Source organism: Bradyrhizobium sp. CCBAU 25360, assembly GCF_028128695.1.
Classification (GTDB): Bacteria; Pseudomonadota; Alphaproteobacteria; order Rhizobiales; family Xanthobacteraceae; genus Bradyrhizobium; species Bradyrhizobium ottawaense.
Genome location: NZ_LBJA01000045.1, coordinates 521,338 through 547,090 on the forward strand (window position 1 = coordinate 521,338; position 25,753 = coordinate 547,090).

General features: G+C 65.3%; 30 protein-coding genes. 14 read left to right on the top strand and 16 right to left on the bottom strand.

Features of this window, described 5'->3' with window-relative positions; genetic code table 11:
- Positions 1 to 2: 2 nt before the first annotated feature.
- The 3 genes from XH81_RS36655 to XH81_RS36665 form a co-directional block, all read right to left on the bottom strand.
- Positions 3 to 2,084: a methyl-accepting chemotaxis protein gene (locus XH81_RS36655; protein ID WP_028144923.1), complete on the bottom strand. Its 2,082-nt coding sequence runs from the start codon at positions 2,082 to 2,084 to the stop codon at positions 3 to 5.
- Positions 2,085 to 2,181: 97 nt separating this feature from the next.
- Positions 2,182 to 2,967, bottom strand: a complete 786-nt coding sequence (locus tag XH81_RS36660) for a 2-keto-4-pentenoate hydratase (RefSeq protein ID WP_028144922.1) — start codon at positions 2,965 to 2,967, stop codon at positions 2,182 to 2,184.
- Between the two features lie 14 nt (positions 2,968 to 2,981).
- Positions 2,982 to 3,593, bottom strand: coding sequence for a TetR/AcrR family transcriptional regulator (locus tag XH81_RS36665; RefSeq protein WP_028144921.1), 612 nt, complete (start codon positions 3,591 to 3,593; stop codon positions 2,982 to 2,984).
- 101 nt (positions 3,594 to 3,694) lie between these two features.
- Between XH81_RS36665 and XH81_RS36670 the strand changes: the two genes are divergently transcribed.
- Together XH81_RS36670 and XH81_RS36675 are read left to right on the top strand one after the other, a co-directional pair.
- Positions 3,695 to 4,177, top strand: coding sequence for a tautomerase family protein (locus XH81_RS36670; RefSeq protein ID WP_028144920.1), 483 nt, complete (start codon positions 3,695 to 3,697; stop codon positions 4,175 to 4,177).
- A gap of 39 nt (positions 4,178 to 4,216) precedes the next feature.
- Positions 4,217 to 4,993, top strand: coding sequence for a crotonase/enoyl-CoA hydratase family protein (locus XH81_RS36675; RefSeq protein WP_028144919.1), 777 nt, complete (start codon positions 4,217 to 4,219; stop codon positions 4,991 to 4,993).
- Here XH81_RS36675 and XH81_RS36680 read toward each other — a convergent pair whose 3' ends face one another.
- Entirely contained in the window at positions 4,994 to 5,437 is a 444-nt protein-coding gene (locus XH81_RS36680) for a DUF1810 domain-containing protein (RefSeq protein WP_038974115.1), read from the bottom strand.
- A gap of 189 nt (positions 5,438 to 5,626) precedes the next feature.
- On the opposite strand from XH81_RS36680, the gene XH81_RS36685 reads away from it, so the two are divergent.
- The 3 genes from XH81_RS36685 (at position 5,627) to XH81_RS36695 (ending at position 8,170) form a co-directional block, all read left to right on the top strand.
- Positions 5,627 to 6,577 carry a DUF2778 domain-containing protein gene (locus tag XH81_RS36685; RefSeq protein WP_028144917.1) on the top strand — a complete coding sequence of 317 codons (951 nt, stop codon included), beginning with the start codon at positions 5,627 to 5,629 and terminating at the stop codon, positions 6,575 to 6,577.
- Positions 6,578 to 6,643: 66 nt separating this feature from the next.
- Positions 6,644 to 6,901, top strand: a complete 258-nt coding sequence (locus tag XH81_RS36690) for a hypothetical protein (RefSeq protein WP_018322933.1) — start codon at positions 6,644 to 6,646, stop codon at positions 6,899 to 6,901.
- 177 nt (positions 6,902 to 7,078) lie between these two features.
- Entirely contained in the window at positions 7,079 to 8,170 is a 1,092-nt protein-coding gene (locus XH81_RS36695; RefSeq protein WP_028144916.1) for a TRAP transporter substrate-binding protein, read from the top strand.
- 150 nt (positions 8,171 to 8,320) lie between these two features.
- On the opposite strand, the gene XH81_RS36700 is transcribed toward XH81_RS36695, so the two are convergent.
- The 6 genes from XH81_RS36700 to XH81_RS36725 form a co-directional block, all read right to left on the bottom strand.
- Positions 8,321 to 9,094, bottom strand: coding sequence for an ABC transporter ATP-binding protein (locus XH81_RS36700; RefSeq protein ID WP_173019836.1), 774 nt, complete (start codon positions 9,092 to 9,094; stop codon positions 8,321 to 8,323).
- On the bottom strand, positions 9,091 to 10,146 hold the full coding sequence (locus tag XH81_RS36705; RefSeq protein ID WP_028144914.1) for a dihydrodipicolinate synthase family protein: 1,056 nt from the start codon (positions 10,144 to 10,146) through the stop codon (positions 9,091 to 9,093). The genes XH81_RS36700 and XH81_RS36705 overlap by 4 nt, the downstream gene beginning before the upstream one ends.
- 6 nt (positions 10,147 to 10,152) lie before the next feature.
- Positions 10,153 to 10,974, bottom strand: a complete 822-nt coding sequence (locus tag XH81_RS36710; protein ID WP_028144913.1) for a GNAT family N-acetyltransferase — start codon at positions 10,972 to 10,974, stop codon at positions 10,153 to 10,155.
- Positions 10,961 to 11,998, bottom strand: coding sequence for an NAD-dependent epimerase/dehydratase family protein (locus tag XH81_RS36715; protein WP_028144912.1), 1,038 nt, complete (start codon positions 11,996 to 11,998; stop codon positions 10,961 to 10,963). The genes XH81_RS36710 and XH81_RS36715 overlap by 14 nt, the downstream gene beginning before the upstream one ends.
- Positions 11,999 to 12,024: 26 nt before the next feature.
- Entirely contained in the window at positions 12,025 to 12,795 is a 771-nt protein-coding gene (locus tag XH81_RS36720) for an ABC transporter permease (protein WP_028144911.1), read from the bottom strand.
- An 80-nt stretch (positions 12,796 to 12,875) separates the two neighbouring features.
- A complete protein-coding gene (locus XH81_RS36725) occupies positions 12,876 to 13,523 on the bottom strand; it encodes a TetR/AcrR family transcriptional regulator (RefSeq protein WP_028144910.1) in 648 nt (215 codons plus the stop codon).
- A 100-nt stretch (positions 13,524 to 13,623) separates the two neighbouring features.
- On the opposite strand from XH81_RS36725, the gene XH81_RS36730 reads away from it, so the two are divergent.
- From XH81_RS36730 to XH81_RS36750, 5 genes are all read left to right on the top strand, one after another.
- Positions 13,624 to 14,640 carry an ABC transporter substrate-binding protein gene (locus XH81_RS36730; protein ID WP_028144909.1) on the top strand — a complete coding sequence of 339 codons (1,017 nt, stop codon included), beginning with the start codon at positions 13,624 to 13,626 and terminating at the stop codon, positions 14,638 to 14,640.
- Positions 14,641 to 14,933: 293 nt separating this feature from the next.
- Positions 14,934 to 15,632 carry a septum site-determining protein MinC gene (gene minC / locus XH81_RS36735; RefSeq protein WP_028144908.1) on the top strand — a complete coding sequence of 233 codons (699 nt, stop codon included), beginning with the start codon at positions 14,934 to 14,936 and terminating at the stop codon, positions 15,630 to 15,632.
- 19 nt (positions 15,633 to 15,651) lie between these two features.
- Positions 15,652 to 16,467, top strand: coding sequence for a septum site-determining protein MinD (gene minD, locus XH81_RS36740; protein WP_028144907.1), 816 nt, complete (start codon positions 15,652 to 15,654; stop codon positions 16,465 to 16,467).
- The gene (gene minE, locus XH81_RS36745; RefSeq protein WP_028144906.1) at positions 16,464 to 16,745 is read left to right on the top strand and encodes a cell division topological specificity factor MinE; all 282 of its coding nucleotides are present in this window, start codon (positions 16,464 to 16,466) and stop codon (positions 16,743 to 16,745) included. Before minD ends, minE begins: the two co-directional genes overlap by 4 nt.
- A 206-nt stretch (positions 16,746 to 16,951) precedes the next feature.
- On the top strand, positions 16,952 to 17,137 hold the full coding sequence (locus XH81_RS36750) for a hypothetical protein (RefSeq protein WP_028144905.1): 186 nt from the start codon (positions 16,952 to 16,954) through the stop codon (positions 17,135 to 17,137).
- A 19-nt stretch (positions 17,138 to 17,156) separates the two neighbouring features.
- Here the strand turns inward: XH81_RS36750 and XH81_RS36755 are convergent, their stop codons facing one another.
- Positions 17,157 to 17,411 (bottom strand): hypothetical protein, encoded by a 255-nt coding sequence (locus XH81_RS36755; RefSeq protein ID WP_028144904.1) that lies wholly within the window; start codon positions 17,409 to 17,411, stop codon positions 17,157 to 17,159.
- Positions 17,412 to 17,519: 108 nt separating this feature from the next.
- Positions 17,520 to 17,909 (bottom strand): hypothetical protein, encoded by a 390-nt coding sequence (locus tag XH81_RS36760; protein ID WP_028144903.1) that lies wholly within the window; start codon positions 17,907 to 17,909, stop codon positions 17,520 to 17,522.
- Positions 17,910 to 18,039: 130 nt separating this feature from the next.
- Between XH81_RS36760 and XH81_RS36765 the strand changes: the two genes are divergently transcribed.
- A complete protein-coding gene (locus tag XH81_RS36765; RefSeq protein WP_028144902.1) occupies positions 18,040 to 18,825 on the top strand; it encodes an SDR family NAD(P)-dependent oxidoreductase in 786 nt (261 codons plus the stop codon).
- Here XH81_RS36765 and XH81_RS36770 read toward each other — a convergent pair whose 3' ends face one another.
- Positions 18,826 to 19,056: a DUF6894 family protein gene (locus XH81_RS36770; protein ID WP_018322949.1), complete on the bottom strand. Its 231-nt coding sequence runs from the start codon at positions 19,054 to 19,056 to the stop codon at positions 18,826 to 18,828.
- A 375-nt stretch (positions 19,057 to 19,431) separates the two neighbouring features.
- A complete protein-coding gene (locus XH81_RS36775; RefSeq protein ID WP_028144901.1) occupies positions 19,432 to 20,478 on the bottom strand; it encodes a hypothetical protein in 1,047 nt (348 codons plus the stop codon).
- 371 nt (positions 20,479 to 20,849) lie between these two features.
- Between XH81_RS36775 and XH81_RS36780 the strand changes: the two genes are divergently transcribed.
- Positions 20,850 to 21,446, top strand: coding sequence for a L,D-transpeptidase (locus tag XH81_RS36780; RefSeq protein ID WP_162832231.1), 597 nt, complete (start codon positions 20,850 to 20,852; stop codon positions 21,444 to 21,446).
- 68 nt (positions 21,447 to 21,514) lie between these two features.
- Here the strand turns inward: XH81_RS36780 and XH81_RS36785 are convergent, their stop codons facing one another.
- Both XH81_RS36785 and XH81_RS36790 read right to left on the bottom strand, forming a co-directional pair.
- Positions 21,515 to 21,949: a COG4315 family predicted lipoprotein gene (locus XH81_RS36785; RefSeq protein ID WP_028144899.1), complete on the bottom strand. Its 435-nt coding sequence runs from the start codon at positions 21,947 to 21,949 to the stop codon at positions 21,515 to 21,517.
- A 120-nt stretch (positions 21,950 to 22,069) separates the two neighbouring features.
- A complete protein-coding gene (locus tag XH81_RS36790; RefSeq protein ID WP_028144898.1) occupies positions 22,070 to 22,534 on the bottom strand; it encodes a MarR family winged helix-turn-helix transcriptional regulator in 465 nt (154 codons plus the stop codon).
- Positions 22,535 to 22,635: 101 nt separating this feature from the next.
- Here XH81_RS36790 and XH81_RS36795 point away from each other — a divergent pair, with 101 nt between their 5' ends.
- Both XH81_RS36795 and XH81_RS36800 read left to right on the top strand, forming a co-directional pair.
- The gene (locus XH81_RS36795) at positions 22,636 to 24,558 is read left to right on the top strand and encodes an FAD-binding monooxygenase (RefSeq protein WP_028144897.1); all 1,923 of its coding nucleotides are present in this window, start codon (positions 22,636 to 22,638) and stop codon (positions 24,556 to 24,558) included.
- Between the two features lie 149 nt (positions 24,559 to 24,707).
- Complete coding sequence (locus tag XH81_RS36800) at positions 24,708 to 25,694, top strand: SH3 domain-containing protein (RefSeq protein WP_028144896.1); 987 nt, start codon at positions 24,708 to 24,710, stop codon at positions 25,692 to 25,694.
- Positions 25,695 to 25,753: the final 59 nt, after the last annotated feature.

A 25,753-nucleotide genomic window follows, 5' to 3' on the forward strand; every position in this document is an offset into this window, starting at 1 on the left:
CGTTACGCCGCCCTGACCTCGCCGAGGAAGCGGTCGAACTGGCCGGCGAGATCGCGCGACTGGGTCGAGAGCTGCTCGGCGGCGCCGAGCACTTCCCTTGCAGCTGCGCCGGTGTCGTCGGCGGCGCGCTGCACGCCTGCGATGTTGGTGTTGACCTCCTGGGTGCCGCGGGCGGCCTCCTGGACGCTGCGGGCGATCTCCTTGGTCGCCGAGCCCTGTTCCTCGATCGCCGCGGCGATCGCGGTGCCGATCTGGTCGATCTCGCCGATGACGTCGGCGACGTTGCGGATCGCGGCCACGGTTTCGTCGCTCGCGCTCTGGATCGCCGTGATCTGCTCGGAGATCTCGGTGGTGGCCTTGGCAGTCTGGCCCGCCAGCGATTTCACTTCGGAGGCGACCACGGCAAAGCCGCGGCCGGCCTCGCCGGCGCGGGCGGCCTCGATGGTCGCGTTCAGCGCCAGAAGATTGGTCTGCTCGGCAATGCTCTGGATCAGCGTGACGACGTCGCCGATCTTCTGCGCGCCCTCGGCGAGGGTGCGTGCGGTGTCGCCGGTGCGGCGGGCGTTCTCGACGGCGCGGGCCGCGATCTCGGTGGATTGTGCGACCTGACGGCCGATCTCGGAGATCGAGGAGGTCAGCTCTTCGGTGGCGCTGGCGACGGTCTGCACGTTGGTCGAGGTCTGCTCCGACGCTGTGGCGACGACCGCGGCCTGGCTGTTGGTCTGGGCCGCCGTCGAGGTCATCGACTGTGCGGTGCTTTCCATGGTCGAGGAGGCCCGGGACAGGCCGCCGACGAGCTCGGTGACCTTGGCCTCGAACGCGCGGGTGAGCTCGTCGAGCGCCTGGGCGCGGCGCATCTTGCCGTCATTCTCGGCCTGCTTCTCGGCCGCGAGCCGGTCGGCCCGGATCATGTTGTCCTTGAAGACCTGGACGGCGGCAGCCATCGCCCCGATCTCGTCGGAGCGCGCGGCGCCGGGGATACTTTCGGCAACCTCGCCCTCGGCAAGCCGCGACATCCGGCTCGTCAGGCTGACGATCGGCGCGCAGACGCGGCGGCGAACCATCCCGATGAGGCCGACGCTCGCGACGAGCACGGCGGCAAGGCCTGCAAGCGCGATGGTGAAGCTGGTGCGCGCGGCCGAGGAGGCGCCGGCGAGGATCTGCTCGGCATTATCGTAGAACGCGTCGCGGACCTCGATGATGGTGCTGAGGCCGCGCTGCGTGGCGGCGTAATAGGTGTCCATGTCGTGTTCGTACTTGCCGCTGACCGCGCCGTCCTTGACGAGCTTGAGCTCGCGGCCAAATTCCTCGACATAGATCGAATTGAACTTTTCGAGCGCAGCGCCGACGTTCGCCGGCGTTGCCGGATTGCCGCGCAACTCCAGTAGTGCCATCACGAGCTGGTCGTTGCGGCCCTGCGAGCGGCCGATGTCGGCCTTCTCGGCGTCGGTCGCCGGCTTCTTGCCGCCGACGAGGTTCTTGTGCAGGCTGGAGTTGAAGCCGCCGACGTCGCGCAACGTCATGGCGGTATTGGCGTAGCTGGCCTGCCGGTAGGCATCACCGTTCAGGATCGCCATGCGGCGGACCTGCTCGTTCAGCAGCGCGGTCACGCCGCTGTTGAGCACGGCATTGTCGGTGACGATCTTCTTGGCCGCGTCCTTGCGGGCCTCCGCCGGCCCGGTGAGCGCCTTGTCGATGGCCTCGCGCAAGGCGGTGAATTTCGCATTGATGCCATCGATGTTGCTGCCGATGGTGTTGCCGTCGTCGAACGAGCCGGGCAGCTCCTTGCGCAGCGCGTTCATCCTGTCGCGGGCGCCGTCGGTCTGCTTGCGCAGCTTGTCCTGTTCGGCGAGCAGCGCAGGGTCGATGGTGGCAGGGCCGTAGAGGATGTTGGTGGAAAAGCCGCGCTCGGGGTTGAGATAGCGCGGGATGTCGCTGGCAGCGCGGACGATCGCCAGGCGGCCTTGCGCCTCGCTGATCCGCTCCATCGTCTGGTACTTGGTCACGGCAACATAGACGGCGAGGCCGCCGCCCACGGTCGAGAGCGAGACGATGGCGGTGGTCAGGAGCGTACCGATTTTCATGATCTATCCGGCAATTGGCGCGGGGGAGAAAGATATTCTCCGAAAGTTAGGATGCCCGTGTTAATCTCGGGTTTACGCTCAGGCCGATGGCGCCCTCTCAACTGTAGGTCGCGCTTACCGATCCCAGCGGACCAAAATCGGCAACGTAGGTTTCGCCAGCCTTCGGCCGCAGCATGCCAGTCAGCGTGCCCGTGCTGATCGTCTGGCCGGCCTTGAGACCGATGCCTGTCCGCGACAGCTCGTTGGCAAGCCAGGTCAGCGGCACCAGCGGATGGTCAATCGCCTCTGCAGCGGAGCCGCGGCGCCTCTCGGCGCCATTGCAATTGAGGATGACGTGCTGATTGGCGATGTCGCGGTGGCGCCAGTCGGTGATGGGCTCTCCGAGCACGATCGTTCCCGATCCAGAGCCGTCCGCCATGATCGCCGGCATTGCGGGAAATGCCGCATCGTGAACGAAGCGGCACTCCGCTAGCTCGATGCCGGGATGCAACGAGGCGACGGCGTCGCCGACCTCACCCACCGCATAGGGCTTCGCGCGCGGTGGCAGGTCGGCGCCGAGACGTGCCTGATACTCGACTTCCGGTATCGGGCTGCATTGCCTGGCGTGCTCGACGCTGGCGGGCGAGCTCTTGATCAGAGGCGCGAACACTCGCCCATAGATCGGCGAAGAGATGCGGAGCTGGCGCTGGAGTCCGGGCTTCATGCCGGCGATCTTCCAGCCGACGACATCCCAGCCCAATTCCTCTTCCACCATCCGTGCAACGTGGTACGCCGTGTCTGCATCCGGCGGTACCAGCCGTTCTTCGAGGCCGCTTTGTTGCCGGCCCTCGCGGCGCAATTTGGCGAGATGACGGGCGAGTTCGCGCTGTCGGGAAAGGTCCACGGTGCGTCTCCAATCTATCCGTTGGTGCGGGCGAGGGCGGCGTCCAGCACCGTCTCCAGTTCCTCTTGAACCTGATCGAGCGCATCGGCACTGCGGTTGGCGCGGCACATGGCGACCGTGCCTTCGATCGCGGCGACGACGAGTGTCGCTAGCCGCTCGGCGCGCTCTGCGGCCAGCCCTTCGCGCAGCAAGGCTGCGCGCATGATTTGCCGCCACTCGGCGAACACCCCGTCGGCGAGGTCGAGCAGATGCTGCTGCGCCGCCTCATCGTCCTTGTCGGAGGCCTCCCCGACATAGCCATCGACGGCGACCGCCAGCACCGGACATCCGGCCTTGAAGCCGGTCGCCTCGAGCCGGCGGCGCCAGGACGCGACGAAGGCCCGCAGGCCGTCGATCACGCCGCGATCGCGCATGGCTTTCTCCAGAGGAGTAGCGACCTCCCTGCCGGCGAAGGTCACGGCCTCGGCGATCAACTGCCGCTTACCGTCCGGAAAGTGGTGACTGATTGAGCCGCGCGGCGTCGCCGTATGGCGGACGACGTCGCGCATGCTGGTGGCGTTGACGCCGCGGCGGCTCATCAAATCGGCGGCGCCGGCGATCATCTTGTCGCGGGTAGTGGAGGTCATGGGAAATCCCTGGTCGGCGTTCTGATCTAGACTATGACGCTTGACATAAGCAAGCGGGACTGAAATATGACGATCGTCATAATTCTCTTGGAGGGCGCCTTTTGACCATCATTACCGTGACCGCGCCTGCGGGCCGGCTCAGCCTGACCCAGCGCCGCCGCCTCGCGGAAAGCCTGACCGATGCCGTGCTCGAGCCTGAGATCGGCCAGCACGTGGCGGCCGCGCGAATGGGCTTTCAGGTCCATTTCCACGACTTGGCGGCTGACTGCATGGCGATCGGCGGCCAGCTCCTGTCCGATCAGCACAGCCCTCGCGACATCATCACCGTCAGGATTGCGGTGATGAACGCGGCCTGGCCGGCGGAGGTGCGCGCCGAGGTGATCCGCAACGTGCTCGCGCGGCTCGCGGAGGCCTGCGGCATGCAGACGCCGGCGCCCACCTGGTGGGTCAATCTCGAGGTCATCGACGAGGGAAGCTGGGGATCGCGGGGTGGCGTGCTCTCGATCCTTCAACTGCTCGAATCCGGCGTGTTCACGCCGGAGCGGATCAAGGCGATCCGCGGGGCGATTCAGCCGTCGGCCTGACGCCCGCCGACACCGAACGACAATCATGGAGAGACACACATGAGCGAGGGACAGATCCGCACCGAGGTGCACGGCCATGTTCTCAAGATCCTCATCGACAATGCCGCGAAGAAGAACGCGTTCACGCCGGTGATGATGGAGCAATTGTCCGATGCGCTGACCGAGTTGCACAATAACGATGCCTACCGCGTCGGCGTGATCTGCGCCGAGGGCAGGGACTTCACCGCAGGTCTCGACATGCCGAAATTCTTCGGGCCCACCGCGGAGAAGCGCAACATCCGGGAAGGCAATGTCGATCCGTTTGGCCTTGCCAAGCGCTGCCGCAAGCCTGTTATCACCGCCGTGCAGGGCATCGTGTTCACCATCGGCATCGAGCTGATGCTCGCCGGCGACATCGTGGTGACCGCCGCGGATGCGCGCTTCTGCCAGATGGAATCCAAGCGCGGCATCGCGCCGCTTGGCGGAGCGCATTTCCGCTTCCTGTCGCGCGCCGGCTGGGGCGACGCGATGTACCATCTGTTCCTGCGCGACGAATTTTCGGCCGAGCGGGCCCACGCGATCGGTCTCGTCCAGGAGGTCGTGCCCGCAGGCGAGCAGGTCGAGCGTGCGATGGCGCTTGCCGCCATCATCGCGCGCAATGCGCCGCTCGGCATCCAGGTCACCAAGGAAGCGGCGGCCAAGTACGTCGAAGGCGGCGAGGCGGCGGCGATCGCCTACATTCCGGAGATCCGTGCCCGCGTGCTCGGCAGCGCGGACGCGAAGGAAGGCATTCAGTCCTTCATCGAGCGTCGTGCCGCCATCTTCCAGGGACGTTGATCAACGTGGAGCTTGCCGATCCAGCTTCGACAGGATCTCCAGCGTTGCGGCGTCGCGCTCGCCGGCGAAATAGCGGGCGAGTGCCTCGCCGAAAACCGGCTCATCGGAGACCGCGCCGAACAGCGTCATCGACGAGCGGAATTTGGCATCGTCAGGCGCACCGAGGATGGCGTTGATGGTTCGCCCGTCGACGGCGAGCACGAGGCGGGTGCATTCGACCAGGCGCGGACCGAGGACGGGGTGCGCGAGATAGGCCTTCGCCTCCGCCCGCGAGCCGATGGCGTAGCGCTGCGACATGGCGCTGAAGCCGAGGCCCGCGATTTGTGGGAAGACGAACCACATCCAGTGAGTCTGCTTCCGGCCCCGGGCCAGCTCCCCCCGGACGTCGCGAAAAACCGTGTTCTGGGCCGTTACGAAGCGCTCTAGATCGAGAGGATCGGTCATTGGATACCTTGGAGGGCCTTGCCGGCCGCGATTATGCCTAACTTTTGGCTCCCAATGTGGTAGCTGGTATAGAGTCTCCGGGCGGGGGTTGGGCCCCCCGGGGGTCGATTTGGGGATCTGATGGTTTCCGACGCAGCACATGCCGAGAGGCTGTTGTCGCGCCGCCGTGTCGGGCGAGCCGAGAGAGTTCTGCTGTCTCTGGCCGCCGTCGCGCTGGCGCTGGGGGCTGCTGCCTGGGTTGTCGATATCGGCGACACGACCCCGCTGGTCACCGCTGCACTGCCGCCGGCCAATAGCCCGTCTTTCGAGGACCGTTTCGCGTCGGCGTCCGGCAATCCGCCCGCCCGCGAGCTTGGCCTGCGGACGATGGAGCGTTCCGCCCTGAGTGCGGTCCAGCTCAAGCTCCGCGATGCCAAGGCGATGCTCGCCCAGAAGCTCCAGGGCGACGATTGGCGCTCGACCCTGACCGATGACGACCGGCACGTGGTTGACGAGACGCGGCCGTCGCAGCGTGCCGACGCCATCCCGATGCCGCGCTCGCGCCCGACGCAGGCGGACTTCTCCGCCCAGATCGCGTCCAGCCAAGCCTATGCCGAGACCAACCCAAGGGTCGACAACCGCAACTTCTTCGAAAAATTCACCGACAAGATCAGGCTGGCCTCGCTGACGCCCGGCGACGGCCTGTTCGGCAAGGCGCCGGATCTGGCCGCCCTCGGCTACGATTCGCGGACGGCGGTCTATGACATCAAGGCCAAGGCGCTTTACCTGCCGAGCGGCGTCGCGCTGGAAGCCCATTCCGGCATGGGCGCGCTGATGGACGACCCCAATCATGTCGACCAGCGCATGGTCGGCGCGACTCCACCCGCAACCTACGACCTGAAGCCGCGCGAAAAGCTGTTCCACGGTGTCCGCGCGCTGCGCCTGACGCCCACCGATGGCACAAGCGCGCTCGGCCGCGTCGGCCTTCTCACCCACAATTACATGCTCGGGCCGCGCGGCGATTCCAACGGCTGCGTCTCGATCAAGGACTATGATCGCTTCCTCAAGGCTTACGACAATGGCGAGTTCAACCGCCTGGTCGTGGTGCCGAGCTTGAGCGGATCTGCGACTGCCTCGCAGCGCGCCAGCACCGACTCCTGATATTCGCCTGCTGCGGCGGGGCTGCCGTTTCCCCTTCGTTAAGCCGTCATCGTCCAGAAGCAGCCTATGAGTGATCCATCAAGTTCCGAGACCCCGCTGCGTACGACGTTCAAGATCAAGCTGAACGGCGACACGTTGGCGATCGCGACCGTCGGTCAGGCCTATCAATTCCTCACCAACTTCAAGTCGGTCGAATGGATGGAATTCCGCTCCCTGCACGAGGACGCCGTCGAGGCTCTGGAAGGCGCAGCCGGTAACGCGATGCTGGCGGTGCAGGCGACCAACGCCGTGCGCGCGCTGTTCGTCAGCGCCAAGCTGCTCTGAAGCCTTTCAGCTTACAGTCTCGTTGCCCGGCGGGAGCGCAGCGTCATCCGGGACCCATGTCCTCGCGCATCTTGTCCTCGCGCATCTTGAACTCTGCTTTGGGAACGGGCAAACGGTCCGCGAAGATCGTCGCCGCAAGCCCATATGTTTGAAATTTAGTTCAGGGAGAGACCCATCATGAAACGCCGTACATTCCTCCAGGGCGGCGCGGTTGCCGGCGCGACGACGCTGGTTGCCGCACCTGCGATCGCGCAGAGCGCGCCGGAGATCAAATGGCGCCTGACGTCGAGCTTCCCGAAGTCGCTCGACACCATCTACGGCACGGCGCAGACCTTCGCGAAATACGTCGCCGAGGCCACCGACAACAAATTTCAGATCCAGACTTTTGCCGCCGGCGAGCTCGTCCCGGGTCTGCAGGCGCTCGATGCCGTCAGCGTCGCGTCCGTCGAGATGGCGCAGACGCCGCTCTATTTCTACATCGGCAAGGAGCCGGCGCTGGCCTATGCCACCGGCGCGCCGTTCGGCATGAACCATCGCCATCAGGAATCGTGGTGGCACTTCGGTGGCGGCGCCGACCTCACCAACGAGGCGCTGAAACCGTTCAAGGCGCACGCCATCCTCTGCGGCAATTCCGGCACCCAGATGGGCGGCTGGTTCCGCAAGGAGATCAAGACCGTCGACGATCTCAAGGGCCTCAAATTCCGCATCGCCGGCATGGGCGGCCATGTGCTGGCACGGCTCGGCATCGTGCCGCAGCAGCTCGCGGGCGGCGACGTCTATTCGGCACTGGAGAAGGGCTCGATCGACGCCGCCGAATTCGTCGGCCCCTATGACGACGAGAAGCTCGGCTTTCAGAAGGTCGCCAAGTACTACTACTTCCCCGGCTGGTGGGAGGGCGGCGCGATGCTGCACATGATCGTCAATGATGAGAAATGGGCATCTCTGCCGAAGCAGTATCAGGCCATCGTCAACCAGGCCGCCTCGGCGGCCGGCGCCTGGATGCTCGAGAAATACGACAGCGTGAATCCGGCGGCGCTGAAGCGGCTGATCGCCAACGGCGCGGAGCTGAAGGCGTTCCCGCAACCGGTGCTGGAGGCATGCTACAACGCGACCCAGGACCATCTGAACGAACTCGCCGCCAAGAGCGACCTGTTCAAGCGGACCAAAGACAGCCACGACGCGTATATGAAGGAGCTGCTGTTCTATACGCAGATCGCGGAGAACTTCTACGACAACTATCTGCTCAGCAAGATGCGCAACAAGAGCTAATTGTGAGGAGGGCGCGGTGACAACGCCGCGCCCGGCTCTCGTAGGGTGGGCAAAGGCGCGCTTGCGCCGTGCCCACGACTGCCCCGCGTTTCATAGAATTGGTGGGCACGCTCCGCTTTGCCCACCCTACGGCACCTGTCGTGTGGCGCCTTACACCGCGCCCAGACCCAGCTTCGCATAGATGCGCCTTGCATAGGCGCCGAACGCATCGGTCGTCTTCAGCGGAAGATCGCGCGGGAAGGGCAGGTCGATCGGAAAATAGTCGGCCATCTTCGCCGGTCCCGCCGTCAGCACCGCGCAATGCGACGACAGGAACACCGCCTCCTGGATCGAATGCGTGACGAAGACGATGGTCTTGCCGCTCTCCCGCCAGATCCGCAGCATCTCCAGATTCATCTGCTCGCGCGTCAGCGCGTCCAGCGCGCCGAACGGCTCGTCCATCAGGATCAGCTTTGGGTCGTGAATGAAGGCGCGCGCGATCGCGGTGCGCTGCTGCATGCCCCCGGACAGCTGCTGCGGATATTTCTGCTCAAAGCCGGTGAGCCCGACCAGGTTGAGCAGGTCGCGCGCCCGCTCGCGCGCCGCCTTCATGGGCAGGCCGACGATCTCGGCCGGCAGCAGCACGTTGTCCAGGATCGTCCGCCATTTCAGCAGCAAGGCCTGCTGGAACACCATGCCGATGTCGCGGCTCGGATCGAACGGGCTCCTGGCATTACCGATCTTCACCGTGCCGCCGTCGGCGCCGTGCAGGCCAGCCAGGATCTTCATCACCGTGGTCTTGCCGCAGCCGGACGGGCCGACCAGCGAGACCAGCTCGCCTTCCTGCACGTCCATGGTGACGTCCGACACGGCCAGAAACTCGGCGCCGCCGCTGCGATAGACCTTGCGGACGCCCTGCAGGCTGATGAAGGGGTCTGGGCTCATGCCAGCCACTTGTCCCGATTGGCGGCGACGAAGGCATCGTCGCTGAGGTCGGCGTGCGCGCGATAGACGCGGTCGATCTCCTCTTTCTGACCCGGGCTGAGGCCCTCGTCCGGATCCAGGCACCACAGGCCTTGCATCAGGCCCTGGCGCCGCAGCACTTCATGGCAGCCTGCGATGCAGCCGTGGAAATTGTTAGCGACGTCGAAGAAGGCGCTGTTGCAGTCGGTGACGCGGGCATCGAGCGCCAGCAGGTCGGCCGGCACGCTGTCCTTGTGCCGCGCCGCCTTGCAGCGTTCGAACTGCTTGATCGCGCTCGCCGTCCACACCGACCAATGGCCGAGCAGACCGCCCTTGAAGTAGGTGCGCGTGGTGACGCCGTTGTCGCGCAGATCGAACGGAAGCATCAGGTCGAGCAGGATGTGATCGTCATTGCCGGTATAAAGCGCGACGCGGTCGAGCGCGCCCGCGGCCGCGACGCCGCGCAGGACGTCGAGGGTGCGATAGCGGTTGAACGGCGCGATCTTGATCGCGATGACGTTGTCGATCGAGGCGAAGCGCTGCCAGAACCGGGCGGAGAGGATGACGCCGCCGACGGCCGGCTGAAGATAGAAGCCGACCAGCGGGATCTCGGCGGCGACCGTCGTGCAGTGCGCGATGATCTCGTCCTCGGAGGCGCTCTTCATCGCGGCGAGGCTGAGCAGTCCGGCATGATAGCCGATGTCGCGCGCGGTGCGGGCTTCGGTGACCGCCTGTCTTGTCGGACCCGCGAGGCCTGCGACCATCGCCAGCGGTCGCTTGGTCCAGCTCGCCGCGGTCTCGGCGGCGAACTCGAGCACCGGACGGTAGAGACCGACGTCTCGGATCGCGAACTGCGTGGTGTGCACGCCGACCGCTAGGCCGCCTGAGCCGGCGTCGATGTAATAGCGCGTCAGCGCACGCTGGTGCGTCTTGTCGAGCTGGCGCGCAGCAGTGAGTGCGAGCGGATGCGCCGGTATCACGGTGCCCTCAGTGATCAGGTTGCGGATGTCGCTGTTGATCTGGCTGTGATGCATGATGTCCTATCCGAATTCAGGGCCGGCGACGGCGAATGGCATTTCCTCGCCCGTGACGGTGGCGGGACCGAACCGCATGCGCTGGAACGGGCGCTCGATGGTCCAGCTGGAGGCGGTCAATCCTTCGAGGAACGCGTCTTGCGACGCGACGACGTCGAGCAGGAGCGGGCTGGTCTCGGAGCGCACGATCGCGTCAACCAAAGCCAGAGCTGCCGCGGCATTGTTGCCCAACAACGGGCCGATATGGCGGGCGGTCCGGCCGTCGCGAACCAGCGCGATGGCGCCGTTGGCGCCGACGATGCGCGAGCCGGAACGTTGTGCGAAGGCGGAGAGGAGCGCAGTCCGGTCGAAACCGGTGGCCCGCAGGTCCCGCACGCAAAGCGCTTCGATGGTCGCGGATGACGATGGCGGCGCTTCGGCCCGCGCAGGCTTCAACAGCTTCAGGCGACGCAATTGCAGGGTCGGCGTGAACCCCAGCGGTCCGTAGACGGCAGCGCCGTCGGGCGTGGCGTCGAGCCAGCTGGTCAGGCCGTTCTGACGCGCCGTCTCCAGGCAGGCATCGACGAGACGGGTGGCAAGGCCACGGCGGCGATGCGTGCCTGATACCAGCACCATGCTGATCCAGGCGTTGTTGCCGGAATAGGGCAGCAGTGCTGCGGTTGCGACCAGCCGCATGCCGTCGCGAATGCCGAACACGACGCCGTCGCGCAGGAAGATGCGCCAGTCCTCGTCGGTCTGGTTCCAGTACGCTTCCGTCGACAACGCCAGCCCCGCGATCGCGTCGTCGACACCGAGCTGGACGATGTGCGGGACGTCAGTAACGGCCATCGCGCACCTCGTATTTGGTGGGCTTGCCGAGGCTCGGCATGGCGCGCGAGACCCAATCGGCGGTCCAGGCGATCAACTGTTCGGTGTCGACGACCGGAAGGCCGAACAGCTCGACCGCCTTCGACGTGTCGGTCAGCCATGCCGTCGGCTCTTCCTTGCCTGTCAGCACCGGCGCGCGGCCGAACCTTGCGCCGAATCTCTGGGCAAGATCGCGCACCGCCAAAATCTCGTGGCCGCTGACATTGATCGGCGATGTGGGCGCGGTGCAGTGCGCAAGGCAGCGCAGCGCCTGCGCGGAGGCATCGCCCTGCCAGATGAAGTTGACATGACCGAGGCTGACGTCGATCGGCGTGCCGCCAAGCACATTCGTCGCGATGTCGTGCAACACGCCATAGCGCATGTCGATCGCGTAGTTGAGACGGAATAGCCGGCCCGGCGTTGCGAATTTGTGCGAGAAATACTCGAACATGCGCTCGCGGCCGACGCAGGACTGGGCGTATTCGCCGGGCGGGTTCGGCGCCATGTCCTCGGTCGAGCCTTTGCCGTCCACAGCGACGAAGGGATAGATGCAGCCGGTCGAGAACGCCACGATGCGCGAGGACGGGAAGGCCTGGGCGACCAGGGCGGGCACGTGTGCGTTCATCGCCCAGGTCAGCGACAGATCGCCCTCGGCGCCGAATTTGCGGCCGGCCATGAAGATGATGTTCGGCGCCTTCGGCAGCGCCGCAATTGCCTTCTCGTCCATCAGGTCGCAATTGATGGTTTCGACGCCGCGCGCGTGCAGCCAGTCCTTCACGCCGGCGTCGCTGAAGCGGGCCACGCCGATGATCCGGCGATCGGGCGCGGCCGCTTTGGCCAGCCCGGCCAGCGTCGGGCCCATCTTGCCGCCGACGCCGAGGATCATGATGTCGCCCTCGACCTTGGCGAGGTCGTCGATCAGCGCTTGCGTCGGACGGCACAGCAGCTCGTCGAGGGCTGCGATATCGGGAATGGTCTTCGGCAGCGTCTGGCGGGTGAGCAGCATGGATTTGTCCCTTGGTTCTGCCGTTGTCAGGTCTGTCTTGCGTCGCCGACCACGAACATGCGTTCGAGGACCAGGACGAGGCCGTAGAGAGCGACCCCGAGCAGCGTCAGCAGCACGACGGCCATCACCATCGCGGGCGTGTCGAGCGATGACTGCACCTGGATCATGAGGTAGCCGAGCCCGCGCTCGGAGGCGATGAACTCGCCGACGATGGCGCCGGCGACCGCCAGGATGGCGCCGACCTTCATGCCGGAGAACACGTAAGGCAGCGATCCCGGCAGCTGGATCTTGCGGAATAGCGTCCAGCGCGAGCCGCGGAGGGATTTGACGAGATCGAGCAAATCCGGCTCGACCTCGCGCAGGCCTCGCGCGGTGGTGAGCAGGATCGGAAAGAAGCAGATGCTGAAGGCGATCAGGATGTTCGGAATGATGCCGTAGGAGAACCAGACGATGAAGAGCGGGCCGAGCGCGACCTTCGGGATCATGTTCAGCGTCACGAACAGCGGCAGCAGCACCAGGCTGAGCAGCGGCGCCCAGCTGAAGATCACGGCCAGCGCGACGCCGACGAAGGCGCCGAGCGCGAAGCCGCCGAGGATCTCGATCGCCGTCACCAGCGTGTTGGCGCCCCAGGCGTAGTTCGCGGTCCCCAGCGTCTGGATCGTCGCGAGCGGCGAGGGCAGGATGAATTTCGGCACGTGAAAGGCGTCGACCGCGACCTGCCAGAGCACGAGCACGGCGAGGTGCACGATCAGGATGATCGCAAAGCTGCGCGAGGCGCGTGCGCTGTCTCCTGTCACCGATTGCTCCCTGTTGGCGCGGCGACGCCGCAGGTCGCAAGCCTAGCCGCCTTCCGGGGAAGTTTCAACCAGATGGTTGATTATGGCCGGAGCGACTGCAGCACCAGATCGGCGACATGGCGGCGGCGGGCGCGCCGTGCGGTGCGGCTCGACAGGTCCTTGCCGAAGATCGCCGACAGCGTCGGCGTGTTGGAGAAGAAGAAATAGCTGAGGCCCGCAATGGAGATATAGAGCTGGACGGGATCGATGCCCTTGCGGAACACGCCCGCGCGCACCCCCTCGTTGAGAATGTGGGAGACGCTCTTCACCAGCGGGGAGTGCATCGCTTCCAGCCGTGTCGAGCCGCGGACATGGCGGGCGCCGCCGCGGTTCTCGTCGTTCAAAAGCACGATGAAATCAGGGTGTGCGGCCAGATGGTCGAACGAAGCCTCGATCAGCTTGCGGATCGCCTTCTCCGGCGGCAGGCCTTCGAGATTGAGCTTCCGCTCCTGCTCGCGGATATCCTCATAGACCCATTCGAGCACTGCGAGGTACAGCGCGTCCTTGTCGCCGAAATAATGGTAGACGAGCTGCTTGTTGACGCCGGCGCGCATTGCGATCTCGTCGACGCGGGCGCCCGCAAAGCCGTGCCGGGCGAATTCCAGCCGCGCCGCGGTCAGCAGCTTGTTGCGGGTGGCGACGGGGTCGCGGCGCTGCGGCACGGTGTCGCCAGATCGTTTTGCGGGCATTTCCAACCAAACAGTTGACAAGTGGAGGACAGGCTTGTTGCATTGGTATCCTCACAAGGGGAGAGCGACAAGCCGGGTCACGGCAACGAGGAGAGATGCGATGAAGCGTTTGCAGGCGGTGGGCTCGGCCCTGGTCTTGACCCTGATGCTCGGTGCAACTGCGGCGCCCGCGCATGCGGGCGAAGCGGTCAATCTGATCCTGAACTGGACGCCGACGGCCGATCACGCGCCGTATTATTATGCCAAGGCGCAAGGCTGGTACGAGAAGGCAGGCATCGACCTCACGATCGAGACCGGCAAGGGCTCGGGCGTCTCCGCCGCCAAGGTCGGCTCCGGCGGCTCGCCCTTCGGCGTCGCCGATCTCGCCACCATGCTGGTGGCCAAGAGCAAGGGCGCCGATACCGTCGCGGTGATGAGCGTCTATGCCAATACCGGGCAGACCTTCTACTGGCTGAAGAGCTACGGCGTGAACGGCGTGAAGGATTTTGCCGGCCACAAGGTCGGCAATCCGCCCGGTGATGCCTCGCGCGTGATGTGGCCAGCCTTCGCCAAGGCTGCGGGCATCGCGCCGGATTCCGTCGGCTTCGTCAATGTCGGGCCAACCGCGAAGATCGCGGCGCTGAAGAGCCACACCGTCGACATCATCAGCGACTTCTACAACGAGCACGATCTGAAGGTGATCGAGTTCGGGGCCGACCTCGGCTACGTCAACTGGAAGGACATCGGGCTCAACCCTTACGGCAATTCGCTGATCGTCAACGGCGCGTACTTGCAGAAGAACCCGAAGGTCGTCGAGGAGTTCGTGCGCGTCACGCAGAAGGCCTTTGCGGCCTGCGTCGCCGACGTCGCGCCGTGCCTGAAGGCACTGCTCGACCAGGTCTCCGGTCTCGACCAGGCGAACCAGGAGCGCCAGTGGGAGCGCATCAAGTTCCTGATGACGGACGAGTTCACGACGACGAAATCGCTCGGTTGGATCGACGGCGAGCGGATGAAGAAGGACTATGAACTGGTCCAGACCTATCTCGGCATGGAGAAGCCGTTCGACGTGACGACGGCGTTCACGACGAAGATGCTGGATCCGGGCATCAAGATGGATGCGAGCAAGGTGAAGAAGTAGGGGAGGCACCTCCGTCATTGCAAACGCTGTGCGCCGCATTCCTCATCTCGTGCCCCGGACGCAGCGCAGCGCCTCTTCGGCGGTGCGCTGCAGAGCCGGGGCCCATTTCGCCGGAGCAACCCGTGTGGCTTGGGTCCCGGCTCGGCGCAGCAACGCTTGCGCGTCGCAGCGCGTCCGGGACACGAGAGCGCAATACCGGCTGCCCCCACGTAACCCCGCGGAGAAATTAACCGGCCGTTAACCATATCCGCCGCATCGTTAACCATTCAATAACTGGGAACGAGTCGGCCGATATGGAGGCTGCAGTCAAACCTCAACGCCAAATGGTGCGCCTGCGCGGGCGCTCCTATGTGGCCTTCGTGTTCACGCCGACGGTTCCGGTGCAGGACTGGCTGCACGAGATCGATGCCACCATTGCGCGTTCGCCGGGCTTCTTTGCCGGCCGGCCCGTGGTGATCGACCTGTCCTCGGTCGACCTCAGCCAGTCCGGGATCGGCCATCTGCTCACCAGCCTTCAGGACCGCAACATCCGCGTGCTCGGCATCGAGGGCGTGGAGGAGGCGAGGCTGACCCCGATGATGCCGCCGCTGCTCTCGGGCGGGCGCAGCTGCGTGATCGAGCCGAACGCGCCGAAGAAGGCCGAGACGAAGGCCGACGCCAAGCCGACGTCACTGCTGCTGGAGACCCCCGTGCGCTCGGGCCAGACCGTGATCTTTCCCGAAGGCGACGTCACCATCCTCGGCTCAGTCGGGTCGGGTGCCGAAGTCGTCGCCGGCGGTTCCATCCACGTCTATGGCGCGCTGCGCGGCCGCGCCATGGCGGGCGTGAACGGTCGCACGAGCGCGCGCATCTATTGCCAGAAGATCGAAGCCGAACTGCTTGCAATCGATGGGTTTTATCAGACCGCCGACGATATCGACGAGGCCCTGCGCGGCAAGCCGGCCCAGGCCTGGCTGCAGGGCAACACCATGCGAATTACCGCGCTGAACTGACCAGAAGGAGATTTCAGAAATGGCAAAGGTACTGGTCGTGACATCAGGCAAGGGGGGCGTCGGCAAGACCACGACGACCGCCGCCCTTGGGGCTGCGCTGGCGCAACGCGGCGACAAGGTCGTCGTCGTCGATTTCGACGTCGGCCTGCGTAACCTCGACCTCGTGATGGGCGCCGAACGCCGCGTTGTATTCGACCTCATCAACGTGGTGCAGGGCGTCGCCAAACTGCCGCAGGCACTGATCAAGGACAAGCGGCTGGAGAACCTCTGGCTGCTGCCGGCCTCGCAGACCCGCGACAAGGACGCACTGACGGAAGAGGGCGTCGGCAAGGTCATCGACGATCTGCGCGCCCGCTTCGACTGGGTCATCTGCGACAGCCCGGCCGGTATCGAGCGCGGCGCCTCCATGGCCATGCGCTTTGCCGACGAGGCCGTGATCGTGACCAACCCGGAAGTCTCCTCGGTGCGCGATTCCGATCGCATCATCGGCATGCTCGATTCCAAGACCGTGCGGGCCGAGAAGGGCGAGCGCGTCGAGAAGCACATCCTCATCACCCGCTATGACCCCTCGCGCGCCGCGCGCGGCGAGATGCTGACCATCGAGGACATCCTCGAGATCCTCGCAACGCCCCTGCTCGGCATCATCCCCGAGAGCCAGGACGTGTTGAAGGCCTCCAACGTCGGCACGCCGGTGACGCTGTCGAATGCGGATGGAGCGCCGGCGCGGGCCTATATGGACGCGGCCAAGCGCCTCTGCGGCGAGAACGTGACGATGCATGTTCCCGCCGAGCGCAGAGGTCTGATGGATCGTCTGCTGCGACGGAGGGCTGCATGAGCATGGGTCTGCTTCGACTTCTCCGCGGCAAGAAGGCCTCGGCACCCGTCGCACGCGAACGGCTGCAGATCCTGCTTGCCCATGAGCGCGGAATGCGTGGCCAGCCCGATCTGCTCGGCGTGCTGCGCGAGGAAATTCTCGCCGTCGTGTCCAAGCACGTCATGCTGGACCCGACCAAGGTCATCGTCCGGCTCGAGCGCGGCGACGAGGTATCGACCCTGGAGGTCGATATCGAGGTACCCAACGACTTCGAGCGCAAGAAAGCGGCGGTCGCGTAGGGACGCGGCCGGCGACTCCCAGCTTTGGGGTGGGTGAGAGGGCGGTCCGCTGGGCATAGCGGGCCGCCTTTGTCTTTATGGGCGGTCCAGTTCCAGCGCGTGCCGATGTGATCGGCACGCCGGAACGGTGATCACGGCGAGATCGTTATGTGAGACGCGGAGCGCCGAGCCGGGCGCCGCGGTATCCTCATGACGGGAGAGCGCCCATGATGTCCGAGGTCCAGGTCCACACCGTCGCGCGGCAGATGCTCGAGCGGCATGGATTTGCTGCGATCGCGAAGGCCGCCGAGCAGGCCCAGGCCTGCGACGGCCGCGGCGAGGCCGACGAGGCCAAGGAATGGCGTCACATCGCCGACGCCATGAAGATCATCCGCGGGCCGCACCAGAGCTGATCGCCGGACCGGAAACGCTTCAGCGTTCCTCGCGATCCGGCCCCCGTGCCGGGGATCGTTGCTGCGTCTGCGGCTGGCCGCGCTCGCCCGCCTCCTTGCAGGGGAGTTGCTCCCACGATCCGTCCGGCGCCTGCTGATAGGCGCTGCATGAGGACGATGAGGTGGTCGATTTGTCCTCGCCCTTTTGGGCGTCGGAGTTCTTTGCCTGTGCCGGGGCGGCCAGCGCTGCGCTCATCGCGAGCACGCCGGCGACCATGAGATGCGTCATCCGCATGGGGCTTCTCCTGAGCGAAGGAGCCCGCATGCTGGCGAGGAATGTGACGATTATTGGCCGAAACGCAGGTTCCGTCGCGGTGTGCTTAACGCCGCGACAGCCGGCTTGCTAGCCGCCCTTGGCCCGGATCAGGCCGGCGAGGTTGGTCTTCTGGGCCTCGCACCAGTTGGGCATGCCGAGGCGGCGCTGGTTGAGATCGGTCGCCTGGGTCGCCACCGCGACCTCGGCCATCAGATCGTCGTCCTGCTTCTCGCCCATCTTGCCGCCGGTATGCATCCAGGCAATTGCCTTGCGCACCTTCTCGGTGGTGCCGTCGGGCAGCTTCATCTGCGCCGCCTTCTGTACGAGATCCTGGTAGACGACGTCCGTGCCCGGGCATTCGACCTTGGTGGCAAAGGCCTGCAGGACCAGGGTCACATAGGTCGAGCGTAGATGGTCCTCGGCCTTGGCCGGAGCGGCGATCAGCAACAGGCCAGCCATCAGGAAACCGTAGCGCATCCTTGGTATCTCCTCCATTTTTTTGGGAGGCTAGCGTCCGGCGGGCTGCTCCGCAATGGTGCCGGAGCGAATTTGTCGCGCCCCGGCGCGGTGCGCTATCGTGGCCCGCATCCCGGCCTCGGAGAGCGACATGAGCCTGTTCAGCACGCCATTCGATCCTGCCCGCGACACAGCGCTCGTCACCGGCGCGGGCAACGGCATCGGGCGCGCCATCGCGCAGGCCTTGGTTGGCGAGGGCGTCCGGACCGTGTTTGCCGACATCAGCGCGGAGCGGGTGAGCGCCGCGATCGGCGCGAGCAAGAGGCCAGAACTGGCGGTGCCCTGGGTCGGCGATCTCGCCGAATTGGATGCGTGCGACGCGCTGCTTGCTACCGCAGACGCTGCGTTGGGCGGGATCACGCATTTCGTCCACAGCGCATCGCCGCCGCGGCGAGAGGCCGATCATGCGCTCGCGGTCGATCGCAGGATCTGGCAGCAGATGCATGCCGTCAATCTCGATGCCGGCTTTCACTTGGCGCGCGAACTCGCAAAGCGGCTGATCGCGGCGAAGCGGCCGGGCTCGTTCCTGTTTCTCACCTCGCTGCATGCGGGCACGCCGCGCAACCTGCCGCATTATTCGACGGCGAAGGCGGCGATGGCGATGCTGGTGAAGGAGTTGGCCAAGACGTTCGGCCGCCACGACATCCGCGTCAATGCGCTGGTGCCCGGCGCGATCGCCGCCGGCGGGTTCGTCGCGGATCCCGCGCTGGCGCGGCACATTCCGCTCGGGCGTCTCGGCGAGGCCAATGACCTTGCGCCGATGGCGCTCACCGTCTTGTCGAACAAGCTCTCCGCTTACGTCACCGGCGCAGCCTTCGTCGTCGACGGCGGATTGTCGCTGACGAACTGGTTCGAGCCGCCGGCGCTTGACGAGTAGTCAGCGGCGCCAGGCCGGCACGGGATCGAGCGGCGTGCGGTAAAGCTCGTTGTCGTCGCGATCGGTGACGCGCACCGCGCAACCCTTTTGCTGCAGCTCCGGCTTCACCTGCGACAGCTCGGTGGCGAGCTGGTCGGCGCGATCGGAGGCAACCTCGATGTCTTCGAGGATGATTCCGCCCTGGTTCCTGAACTCTCCACCAACCACAAGATCGAAAGAGTAGTACGGCATCCGAATTCCCCGGTGTGACGAGATGAGCTTCAGTGGAAGTCTCAACACATGTCGGATGGTACCACTGAGTCGACATCTACCGATGAACGGACCGCGCAATCTCTGTGCTTATGGCGCAGAAATGATGTGCAGCGTCTGACGGCCTTAACATTTAATTAAATATGTTGGCGTGATCATAAGGCATGGAATTGCAGCAGAACCGGGCTCCGGGAACCGGCAGCTGCAAGAGAAGGCCGCCGGCATAGATCCCGACGGCCTTTTCTCTTGAGCGAGAAAAATCGCTTTCCGTAATTGTCCGGACTCAACGCATCACATCGACTCGGACAGCCTACGCGATGTTGTCGCAGCGCGCCGTGCTGCTTGCGCGGTCTCGGTCTAGCGCAACGGCATCGGCGGGCGCACGACCGGTCCATCGTCATCGGCGACGGCTTGAGTCGTGGTAACAGGTGCGGCTGGCGGCGGCGGCATCGCGGCAGCCTGCGAAGGCGGCGGCGAAGCTGCGAGCGGCGCGGGCGAATAGGCCGGCATGTAGGTGTGCGACACGACCGGTTTCGGTTTGCGAACCGGCGGCGGTGACGGAGCTCGCGGTGGGACCGCAGCAGCACGTGTGCGCGGATCAACAGGCTTGACCTCAGCTACCGGCTTCGGCGCAGGCGGTTTTGCCATCTCGCGCGCCATCTGCTCCTGTCCGGCCTTCAACTCGGCGATGTTGGCCTTGAGCGTTTCGATCTGCTGCGCCATCGCGGTGAGGTCGCGCGTCATCGCTTGCACCGACTGCGCTGCATCGGACTGCGTCGCTGCGGGCGCAGCGGCCGCGACCTGGACTGCGGGCGGTGTCGCCGATTGATCGGCCGTTTGATCGGTTGCCGCTTGCGGTGCGGGCGGGGCGGCCTGCTCCACGGGCGGTGCGGCCTGCGCGGCAGCGACCGGCGCGGTCTGCGATGTCGATGGCAGCAGCGACGTCAATGCCGGTGTCCATTCGGCGAACATCTGTTTGGCGGTGTCGCCGTGTTTCTCCCAGGCGATGGTGGCGGCCGCACTACCGCCTGCAAACAGAAACGTGACGAAAGCGCCGCGCAGCCACTTGCCCGCGGGGGATCGCTTCCGCGGACCGAGGCCATCGCTCGCCGCGACACGGACGGCCGTGTCGACAGAGGGCGGGGGCGCCGCCTGCGGCTCCGAGACGGGACTGAACTTGGGCTCAATAGAGATCTTGCGCTCGAGCAAGGCTTTGGGCTCCGGCGCGAATTTCGGCTCCGGACGCGTCGCAATGTCAGGCGCCAGCGCGGGCGCAACGCTGATGGGGCGCGAGGCCAGCACAATGTCGGGCGAAATCTGAATCGCGTCGTGCGGATCGTTGTCCTTGACCGTGTCCTTCACGATCTCATCGACGATTTGCTTGGGGTTCAGCGTCGCGAGCATCGCAGCTCCTTTGAAGCCCGGTGTTTGAAGGCCGGGCGCTTGAAATACTGGTCGTCCGCATTGGCGCGAGCCGATCTATTTGGGGTGAGTCCATCCCAACCGGATGAGCCTCGCACGATGACGCACGAGTCCAGCCGGGTTTGACCAAAGCAAGGCGAGGGGATGGAGATGATGCGACGGTCTTCCGCCGTTTGTGGTGATGGAACCCCTTTTGTTGAACACGCGCACGTGTTCCGCGCTGCCTTGTTTTCAGCACGATTTTGGCAGCATCTGGGGATGCTGGGGGCGCTGCTATCCGCTATCGGGGGCCGGCGGTGCCAAGATCTTTAATCGCCTTGTTCGTCGTTGCCTTGTTGCCGCTGGGCGGCTGCATGCAGGCAACGCTTTCGCCGTCGACCGACGCGAGCATGACGCCGCGCGACCGGCAGTTGCTTGCGCACACGCCTTACGCGCAAGCGAATGTGCCCGAACAATATCTCCGTCACGTCGTCGACTATCAGCGCAAGGAGCAACCGGGTACCATCCTGGTCGATACCGACGCACGCTATCTCTATTACGTGCTGCCAGAGGGCAAGGCGATCCGCTACGGCGTTGCGGTCGGCGAGGAAGCCATGGCGTTCTCCGGCGTCGCGCGGGTCGGTCGCCTGGCGGAATGGCCGGACTGGGTTCCGACGGCAGATATCCAGGCGCGGCTCGGGCCGTACCCGGCGCGCGTTCCCGGCGGTCCCGCCAATCCCTTGGGCGCGCGGGGCATCTATCTCTATTCCGGCAACAAGGACACGCTCTACCGGATTCATGGCACCAACCAGCCCGAATATATCGGGCAGGCGATCTCGTCCGGCTGCATCCGGATGCGCAACGAGGACGTGATCGATCTCTACGACCGGGTGAAGCTCAATTCGATGGTCGTGGTGCTGCCGCCCGGACAGAACGCGCAGGCCGAGACCGGCGCGCGCTGGCGCGGGTGAGCGCACAGCGTCCCAATCCCGACGAGTTGATCATCGTGCGCATGCGGGCACGCTGATGGCGGCTTTGCTTATTCGCCGGGCCGGGCGACGCGCCATTGCAGGGTCGTCGCATTGCCGTTGACGTCGCCCGGCGTCTTGTCGGCGGCCGAGGTGTAGAGCGGGCGATAGCGGTACGCCCACATCCTGCTGCCGTCGTTGCGGCTGATCACGGTGAAGTCGCCAATGGCCTTGGCGTCGGCCGTTGCGGGCAACGGCATCCAGCTCTCGGTGCATTTGCCGTTGCAGTTCGACGTCTTTCCGGTGGTGTCGCGCTCGTAATAGTAGAGCGTCATGCCCTTGAGATCGACGAGCTTGGGACCCTGCTTGGTCAGGACCACCTTCGCCGGTGCGGTCGTCGCTTCGGGCTTGGGCGGAGGAGCGGCATCGCCGCCGCCATGGCCGTTTGCGAGCGCATGACCGGTCGAGAGCGCGACGGCCGCTGCCGCAATGAGGAACCTGAACATCCTGATCTCCCGACCGGCAAAGTTAATCGCGCGTTAAGCGCAGAATGTTGCCGACCGTAACAGCCGAAGGTTAGTTCCTGGTTTCGCAGGCCTGCGACAATTACGTACAAAAATACCGGATCATGCCTGCAGATCGCGGAGCGGGGCGCGGCTCAGATCGTTGCCGGCGGCAATCGCCTTGCGCAGCAGCCGCATCAGATCCTCGCCCTCCTTTGCGCTGAGGCCACGCAGCAGGATGCGCTGGGCCGATTCCACGGCCGGGGTGATCTTGCGCAGCGTGCGCCGGCCCTCGTCGGTGATCTCGAGTTCGCGGGCGCGGCGATCGCGGCTGGAAGCGCGGCGCTCGGCCAGTCCCTTCTGCACGAGGCGGTCGATCACGCCGGTGATGGTGGTGCGGTCATAGGCGATCAGCCCTGCAAGCGTCACCTGGTCGAGCCCCGGATTGGCCTTGATGGTCGCAAGCGCGGCGTATTGCACCGGCGTGAGATCGAAGCCGGCATCCTCGACCTCGGCCAGGAACACCGCGACGGCGATCTGCTGGAACCGGCGCGCCAGATGCCCGGGCATGTCGTTGTTGTCTTTCACCGAATTCTCCTCGGAGGCAGGACGGCGTACGATCGTTGACAAGCATACTGATAGTCAGCATACTGAGCAATATCAAAACAGAAGGTTGACGGGAGAGCCTCATGCAATTCCATCTGAATGGATTTCAGCCGGGCGACCCTGACATCGCCGACCCCGCCGAGCGCGTTCAAGCCCCGGGCGCGGCGGGCGCCGTGCCTGGCGAGGTCGATGTCCTCATCGTCGGCTGTGGACCGGCCGGCCTCACGCTCGCCGCCCAGCTTGCGCAATTCCCTGAGATCAAGACCTGCATCGTCGAGCAGAAGCCGGATCGCTTGCTGGTCGGGCAGGCCGACGGCATCGCCTGCCGCACCATGGAAATGTTTCACGCCTACGGTTTCAGCGAGCGCGTGCTGAAGGAGGCCTATTGGGTCAACGAGACGACATTCTGGAAGCCGGACGAGGGCCAGCCCGAGACCATCGTCCGCAGCGGCCGGGTGCAGGACGTCGAGGACGGCCTGTCCGAATTCCCGCATGTCATCCTCAACCAGGCGCGCATCCATGACGGCTTTCTCGACGTGATGCGGAAATCGCCGGCCAAGCTCGCCCCTCACTACAGCCGCCGCCTGCTCGACCTCGAGGTCGATCCGGCTGCAGGTCCAGCCGACCATGCCGTGACCGTGCGCCTCGAACGCGTCGATGCCGCAAGCGAGGGCAAGGTCGAGCAGATCAAGGCGCGCTATGTCGTTGGCTGCGATGGCGCGCGCAGCACCGTGCGCAAGTCGATCGGGCGCGAGCTGCACGGCGATTCCGCCAACCACGCCTGGGGCGTGATGGACGTCTTGGCGGTGACCGATTTCCCGGATATCCGCTTCAAGTCGCTGATCCAATCGGCGAAGGACGGCAGCCTGCTGATCATTCCGCGCGAAGGCGGCTACATGGTCCGCATCTATGTCGAGCTCGCCAAGCTCGATGTCGGCGAGCGCGTCGCCAGCCGCAACGTCACCGCCGATGACGTGATTGCGAAAGCGCAGCGGATCCTGAAGCCCCATACGCTCGACGTGAAGGAGATCGCCTGGTGGTCGGTCTACGAGATCGGCCAGCGTCTCACCGACAAGTTCGACGACGTGCCGGAAGCCGAGATCGCAACGCGCCTGCCGCGCGTCTTCATCGCCGGCGATGCCTGCCATACGCATAGCCCGAAGGCGGGGCAGGGCATGAACGTCTCGATGCAGGACGCCTTCAATCTGGGCTGGAAGCTTGCCGCCGTCCTCCGGAAGCAGTGCGCCCCGAGCCTGATGCATTCCTATTCGGCGGAGCGTCAGGCGGTTGCGAAAGAGCTGATCGATTTCGATCGCGAGTGGGCGGGAATTTTGGCTTCGTCAGCAAAAGCGGGTGGCGGCGACGCTGCCGAGACGCAGGACTATTTTGTCAGGCATGGCCGCTACACCGCGGGCACGGCGACACATTACACGCCATCGATTCTCACCGGTGCAGCCTCGCATCAGCACCTCGCAGAGGGATTCATCATCGGCAAGCGCTTCCACTCGGCGCCCGTGATCCGACTTGCGGACGCAAAGCCGATGCATTTGGGTCATGCCGCGCAGGCCGACGGTCGTTTTCGGATCTACGCGTTCTCGCCCGCTGAGAATCCCGCTGCCTCGGACTCGGCCATTCGTCGCTTGTGCAATTTTTTCGCCGAGTCCCGGGAATCGCCGATCCGGCGATATACGTCCAGAAATCTCGACATCGACAGCGTGATCGATCTGCGCGCAGTGTTTCAGCAGGATCATCGAGAGCTCGCGATCGAGGCAATGCCGCCCATGTTGCTCCCAAGCAAGGGCCGGTATGGCTTGTATGATTACGAGAAAATGTTCTGTCCGGACCTCAAGAGCGGCCACGACGTCTTTGCGATGCGCGGCATCGATCGGAAGGCGGGCTGCACGGTTGTGGTGCGGCCCGACCAGTATGTCGCAAGCGTACTGCCGCTCGATGACTATGCCGGGCTCGCGTCCTACTTCGACGGGTTCATGTTGCGGATCAAGTGACGGTCGAGCTGCGTCTGCGCAGGTCGATGAACGGCGGATGAATATTGAACCGCGCGCGGCGTGCGTTTCAGTCTTTCGACGGATGAGACCCTCGTGCGCGGAACGCCTGTTCCGCTGGCGCGTTCCGCCTCTCAAAGGAGGAATGCGCCATGAAATTCAGAACTGCTTTAGTTGCAGCATTTTTGCTGGTCCCGACAGCCGCATTGGCCGCGCCGGGCATCGTTACCGTCTCGACCGGCCTGCGCGCCGGACCGGGCTCGGGCTTTCCCCTGGTCGATCGCGTCCCCGGGGGCGCCCGCGTCAACATCCATGGCTGCCTGCGCGGCAATGCCTGGTGCGACGTCAGCTTCTCTGATGATCGCGGCTGGGTGTCGTCGCAATATCTCGAATATCTCTATCGCAATCACTACGTCTATCTCCCCGACTATGTCGACGAGATCGATGTGCCCGTCGTTCCCTTCGTGCTGACCTCGTATTGGTCGAGTTACTATGGGGGACGTCCCTGGTATCGACGCCATGCCTATTGGAATAATTACTGGACCTCGCATCAGAGCGTCGCGACGCGGATGACGATCGATCCGCGTGCTGCCCGCATCGGCCGGGCGGCAACGCGCGACGCCGCGATCGCACTCGAACGCAGCGGTGTGCGCGGCAAGGGGGCCGCCGCGATCTCAACGCGTGACGCCGCGACCACACAGCGCGACGCTGCGATCGCCAAGCGCGACGCTGCGATCGCCAAGCGCGGCGCTGCGGTTACGCCCGACCGCGTTGGACGAAGTGAGCGCATCGCGCATGAGCGGACCAATGTGCAGACCCGCAATCCGCGTGATGCACAAGCCCGCATGATGCGCGAGCAGGCCGCCACCCGCGCTACGGTGCGTTCGCAGCCGATGGCCCGCGCGCACGAAGCGCCGCGTGTGGCCGAGCCTTCAGCGCGTCCCGCGACGCCACATGTCGCCCAGCCAAGCGTGAGCCATGGTTCGCCGATGAATGCCCGTGCGCAGATGCCGGCGCCGCGCGCGGCCGCGCCCGCAATGCCGCACGGCGGCGGGGGCGGTGCTCCGCACATCAATGCCGCCCCGCGTGGCGGCGGCGCCCCGGCGGGCGGCCCCGCTGGCGGACATCAGAAGCACTAGCTTTGCAAAGAAAAGCCCGGCCCTGATGCCGGGCTTTTTCTTCGCTGTGTCGAGGCCTT

Excerpts from the sequence above, each read along its gene's own strand:
- XH81_RS36655 (WP_028144923.1), bottom strand. The coding sequence starts at position 2,084 with ATGAAAATCGGTACGCTCCTGACCACCGCCATCGTCTCGCTCTCGACC.
- XH81_RS36665 (WP_028144921.1), bottom strand. The coding sequence starts at position 3,593 with ATGACCTCCACTACCCGCGACAAGATGATCGCCGGCGCCGCCGATTTG.
- XH81_RS36675 (WP_028144919.1), top strand. The coding sequence starts at position 4,217 with ATGAGCGAGGGACAGATCCGCACCGAGGTGCACGGCCATGTTCTCAAG.
- XH81_RS36680 (WP_038974115.1), bottom strand. The coding sequence starts at position 5,437 with ATGACCGATCCTCTCGATCTAGAGCGCTTCGTAACGGCCCAGAACACG.
- XH81_RS36690 (WP_018322933.1), top strand. The coding sequence starts at position 6,644 with ATGAGTGATCCATCAAGTTCCGAGACCCCGCTGCGTACGACGTTCAAG.
- XH81_RS36695 (WP_028144916.1), top strand. The coding sequence starts at position 7,079 with ATGAAACGCCGTACATTCCTCCAGGGCGGCGCGGTTGCCGGCGCGACG.
- XH81_RS36700 (WP_173019836.1), bottom strand. The coding sequence starts at position 9,094 with ATGAGCCCAGACCCCTTCATCAGCCTGCAGGGCGTCCGCAAGGTCTAT.
- XH81_RS36705 (WP_028144914.1), bottom strand. The coding sequence starts at position 10,146 with ATGCATCACAGCCAGATCAACAGCGACATCCGCAACCTGATCACTGAG.
- XH81_RS36710 (WP_028144913.1), bottom strand. The coding sequence starts at position 10,974 with ATGGCCGTTACTGACGTCCCGCACATCGTCCAGCTCGGTGTCGACGAC.
- XH81_RS36715 (WP_028144912.1), bottom strand. The coding sequence starts at position 11,998 with ATGCTGCTCACCCGCCAGACGCTGCCGAAGACCATTCCCGATATCGCA.
- XH81_RS36725 (WP_028144910.1), bottom strand. The coding sequence starts at position 13,523 with ATGCCCGCAAAACGATCTGGCGACACCGTGCCGCAGCGCCGCGACCCC.
- XH81_RS36730 (WP_028144909.1), top strand. The coding sequence starts at position 13,624 with ATGAAGCGTTTGCAGGCGGTGGGCTCGGCCCTGGTCTTGACCCTGATG.
- minC (WP_028144908.1), top strand. The coding sequence starts at position 14,934 with ATGGAGGCTGCAGTCAAACCTCAACGCCAAATGGTGCGCCTGCGCGGG.
- minD (WP_028144907.1), top strand. The coding sequence starts at position 15,652 with ATGGCAAAGGTACTGGTCGTGACATCAGGCAAGGGGGGCGTCGGCAAG.
- minE (WP_028144906.1), top strand. The coding sequence starts at position 16,464 with ATGAGCATGGGTCTGCTTCGACTTCTCCGCGGCAAGAAGGCCTCGGCA.
- XH81_RS36750 (WP_028144905.1), top strand. The coding sequence starts at position 16,952 with ATGATGTCCGAGGTCCAGGTCCACACCGTCGCGCGGCAGATGCTCGAG.
- XH81_RS36755 (WP_028144904.1), bottom strand. The coding sequence starts at position 17,411 with ATGCGGATGACGCATCTCATGGTCGCCGGCGTGCTCGCGATGAGCGCA.
- XH81_RS36760 (WP_028144903.1), bottom strand. The coding sequence starts at position 17,909 with ATGCGCTACGGTTTCCTGATGGCTGGCCTGTTGCTGATCGCCGCTCCG.
- XH81_RS36765 (WP_028144902.1), top strand. The coding sequence starts at position 18,040 with ATGAGCCTGTTCAGCACGCCATTCGATCCTGCCCGCGACACAGCGCTC.
- XH81_RS36770 (WP_018322949.1), bottom strand. The coding sequence starts at position 19,056 with ATGCCGTACTACTCTTTCGATCTTGTGGTTGGTGGAGAGTTCAGGAAC.
- XH81_RS36775 (WP_028144901.1), bottom strand. The coding sequence starts at position 20,478 with ATGCTCGCGACGCTGAACCCCAAGCAAATCGTCGATGAGATCGTGAAG.
- XH81_RS36780 (WP_162832231.1), top strand. The coding sequence starts at position 20,850 with ATGCAGGCAACGCTTTCGCCGTCGACCGACGCGAGCATGACGCCGCGC.
- XH81_RS36785 (WP_028144899.1), bottom strand. The coding sequence starts at position 21,949 with ATGTTCAGGTTCCTCATTGCGGCAGCGGCCGTCGCGCTCTCGACCGGT.
- XH81_RS36795 (WP_028144897.1), top strand. The coding sequence starts at position 22,636 with ATGCAATTCCATCTGAATGGATTTCAGCCGGGCGACCCTGACATCGCC.
- XH81_RS36800 (WP_028144896.1), top strand. The coding sequence starts at position 24,708 with ATGAAATTCAGAACTGCTTTAGTTGCAGCATTTTTGCTGGTCCCGACA.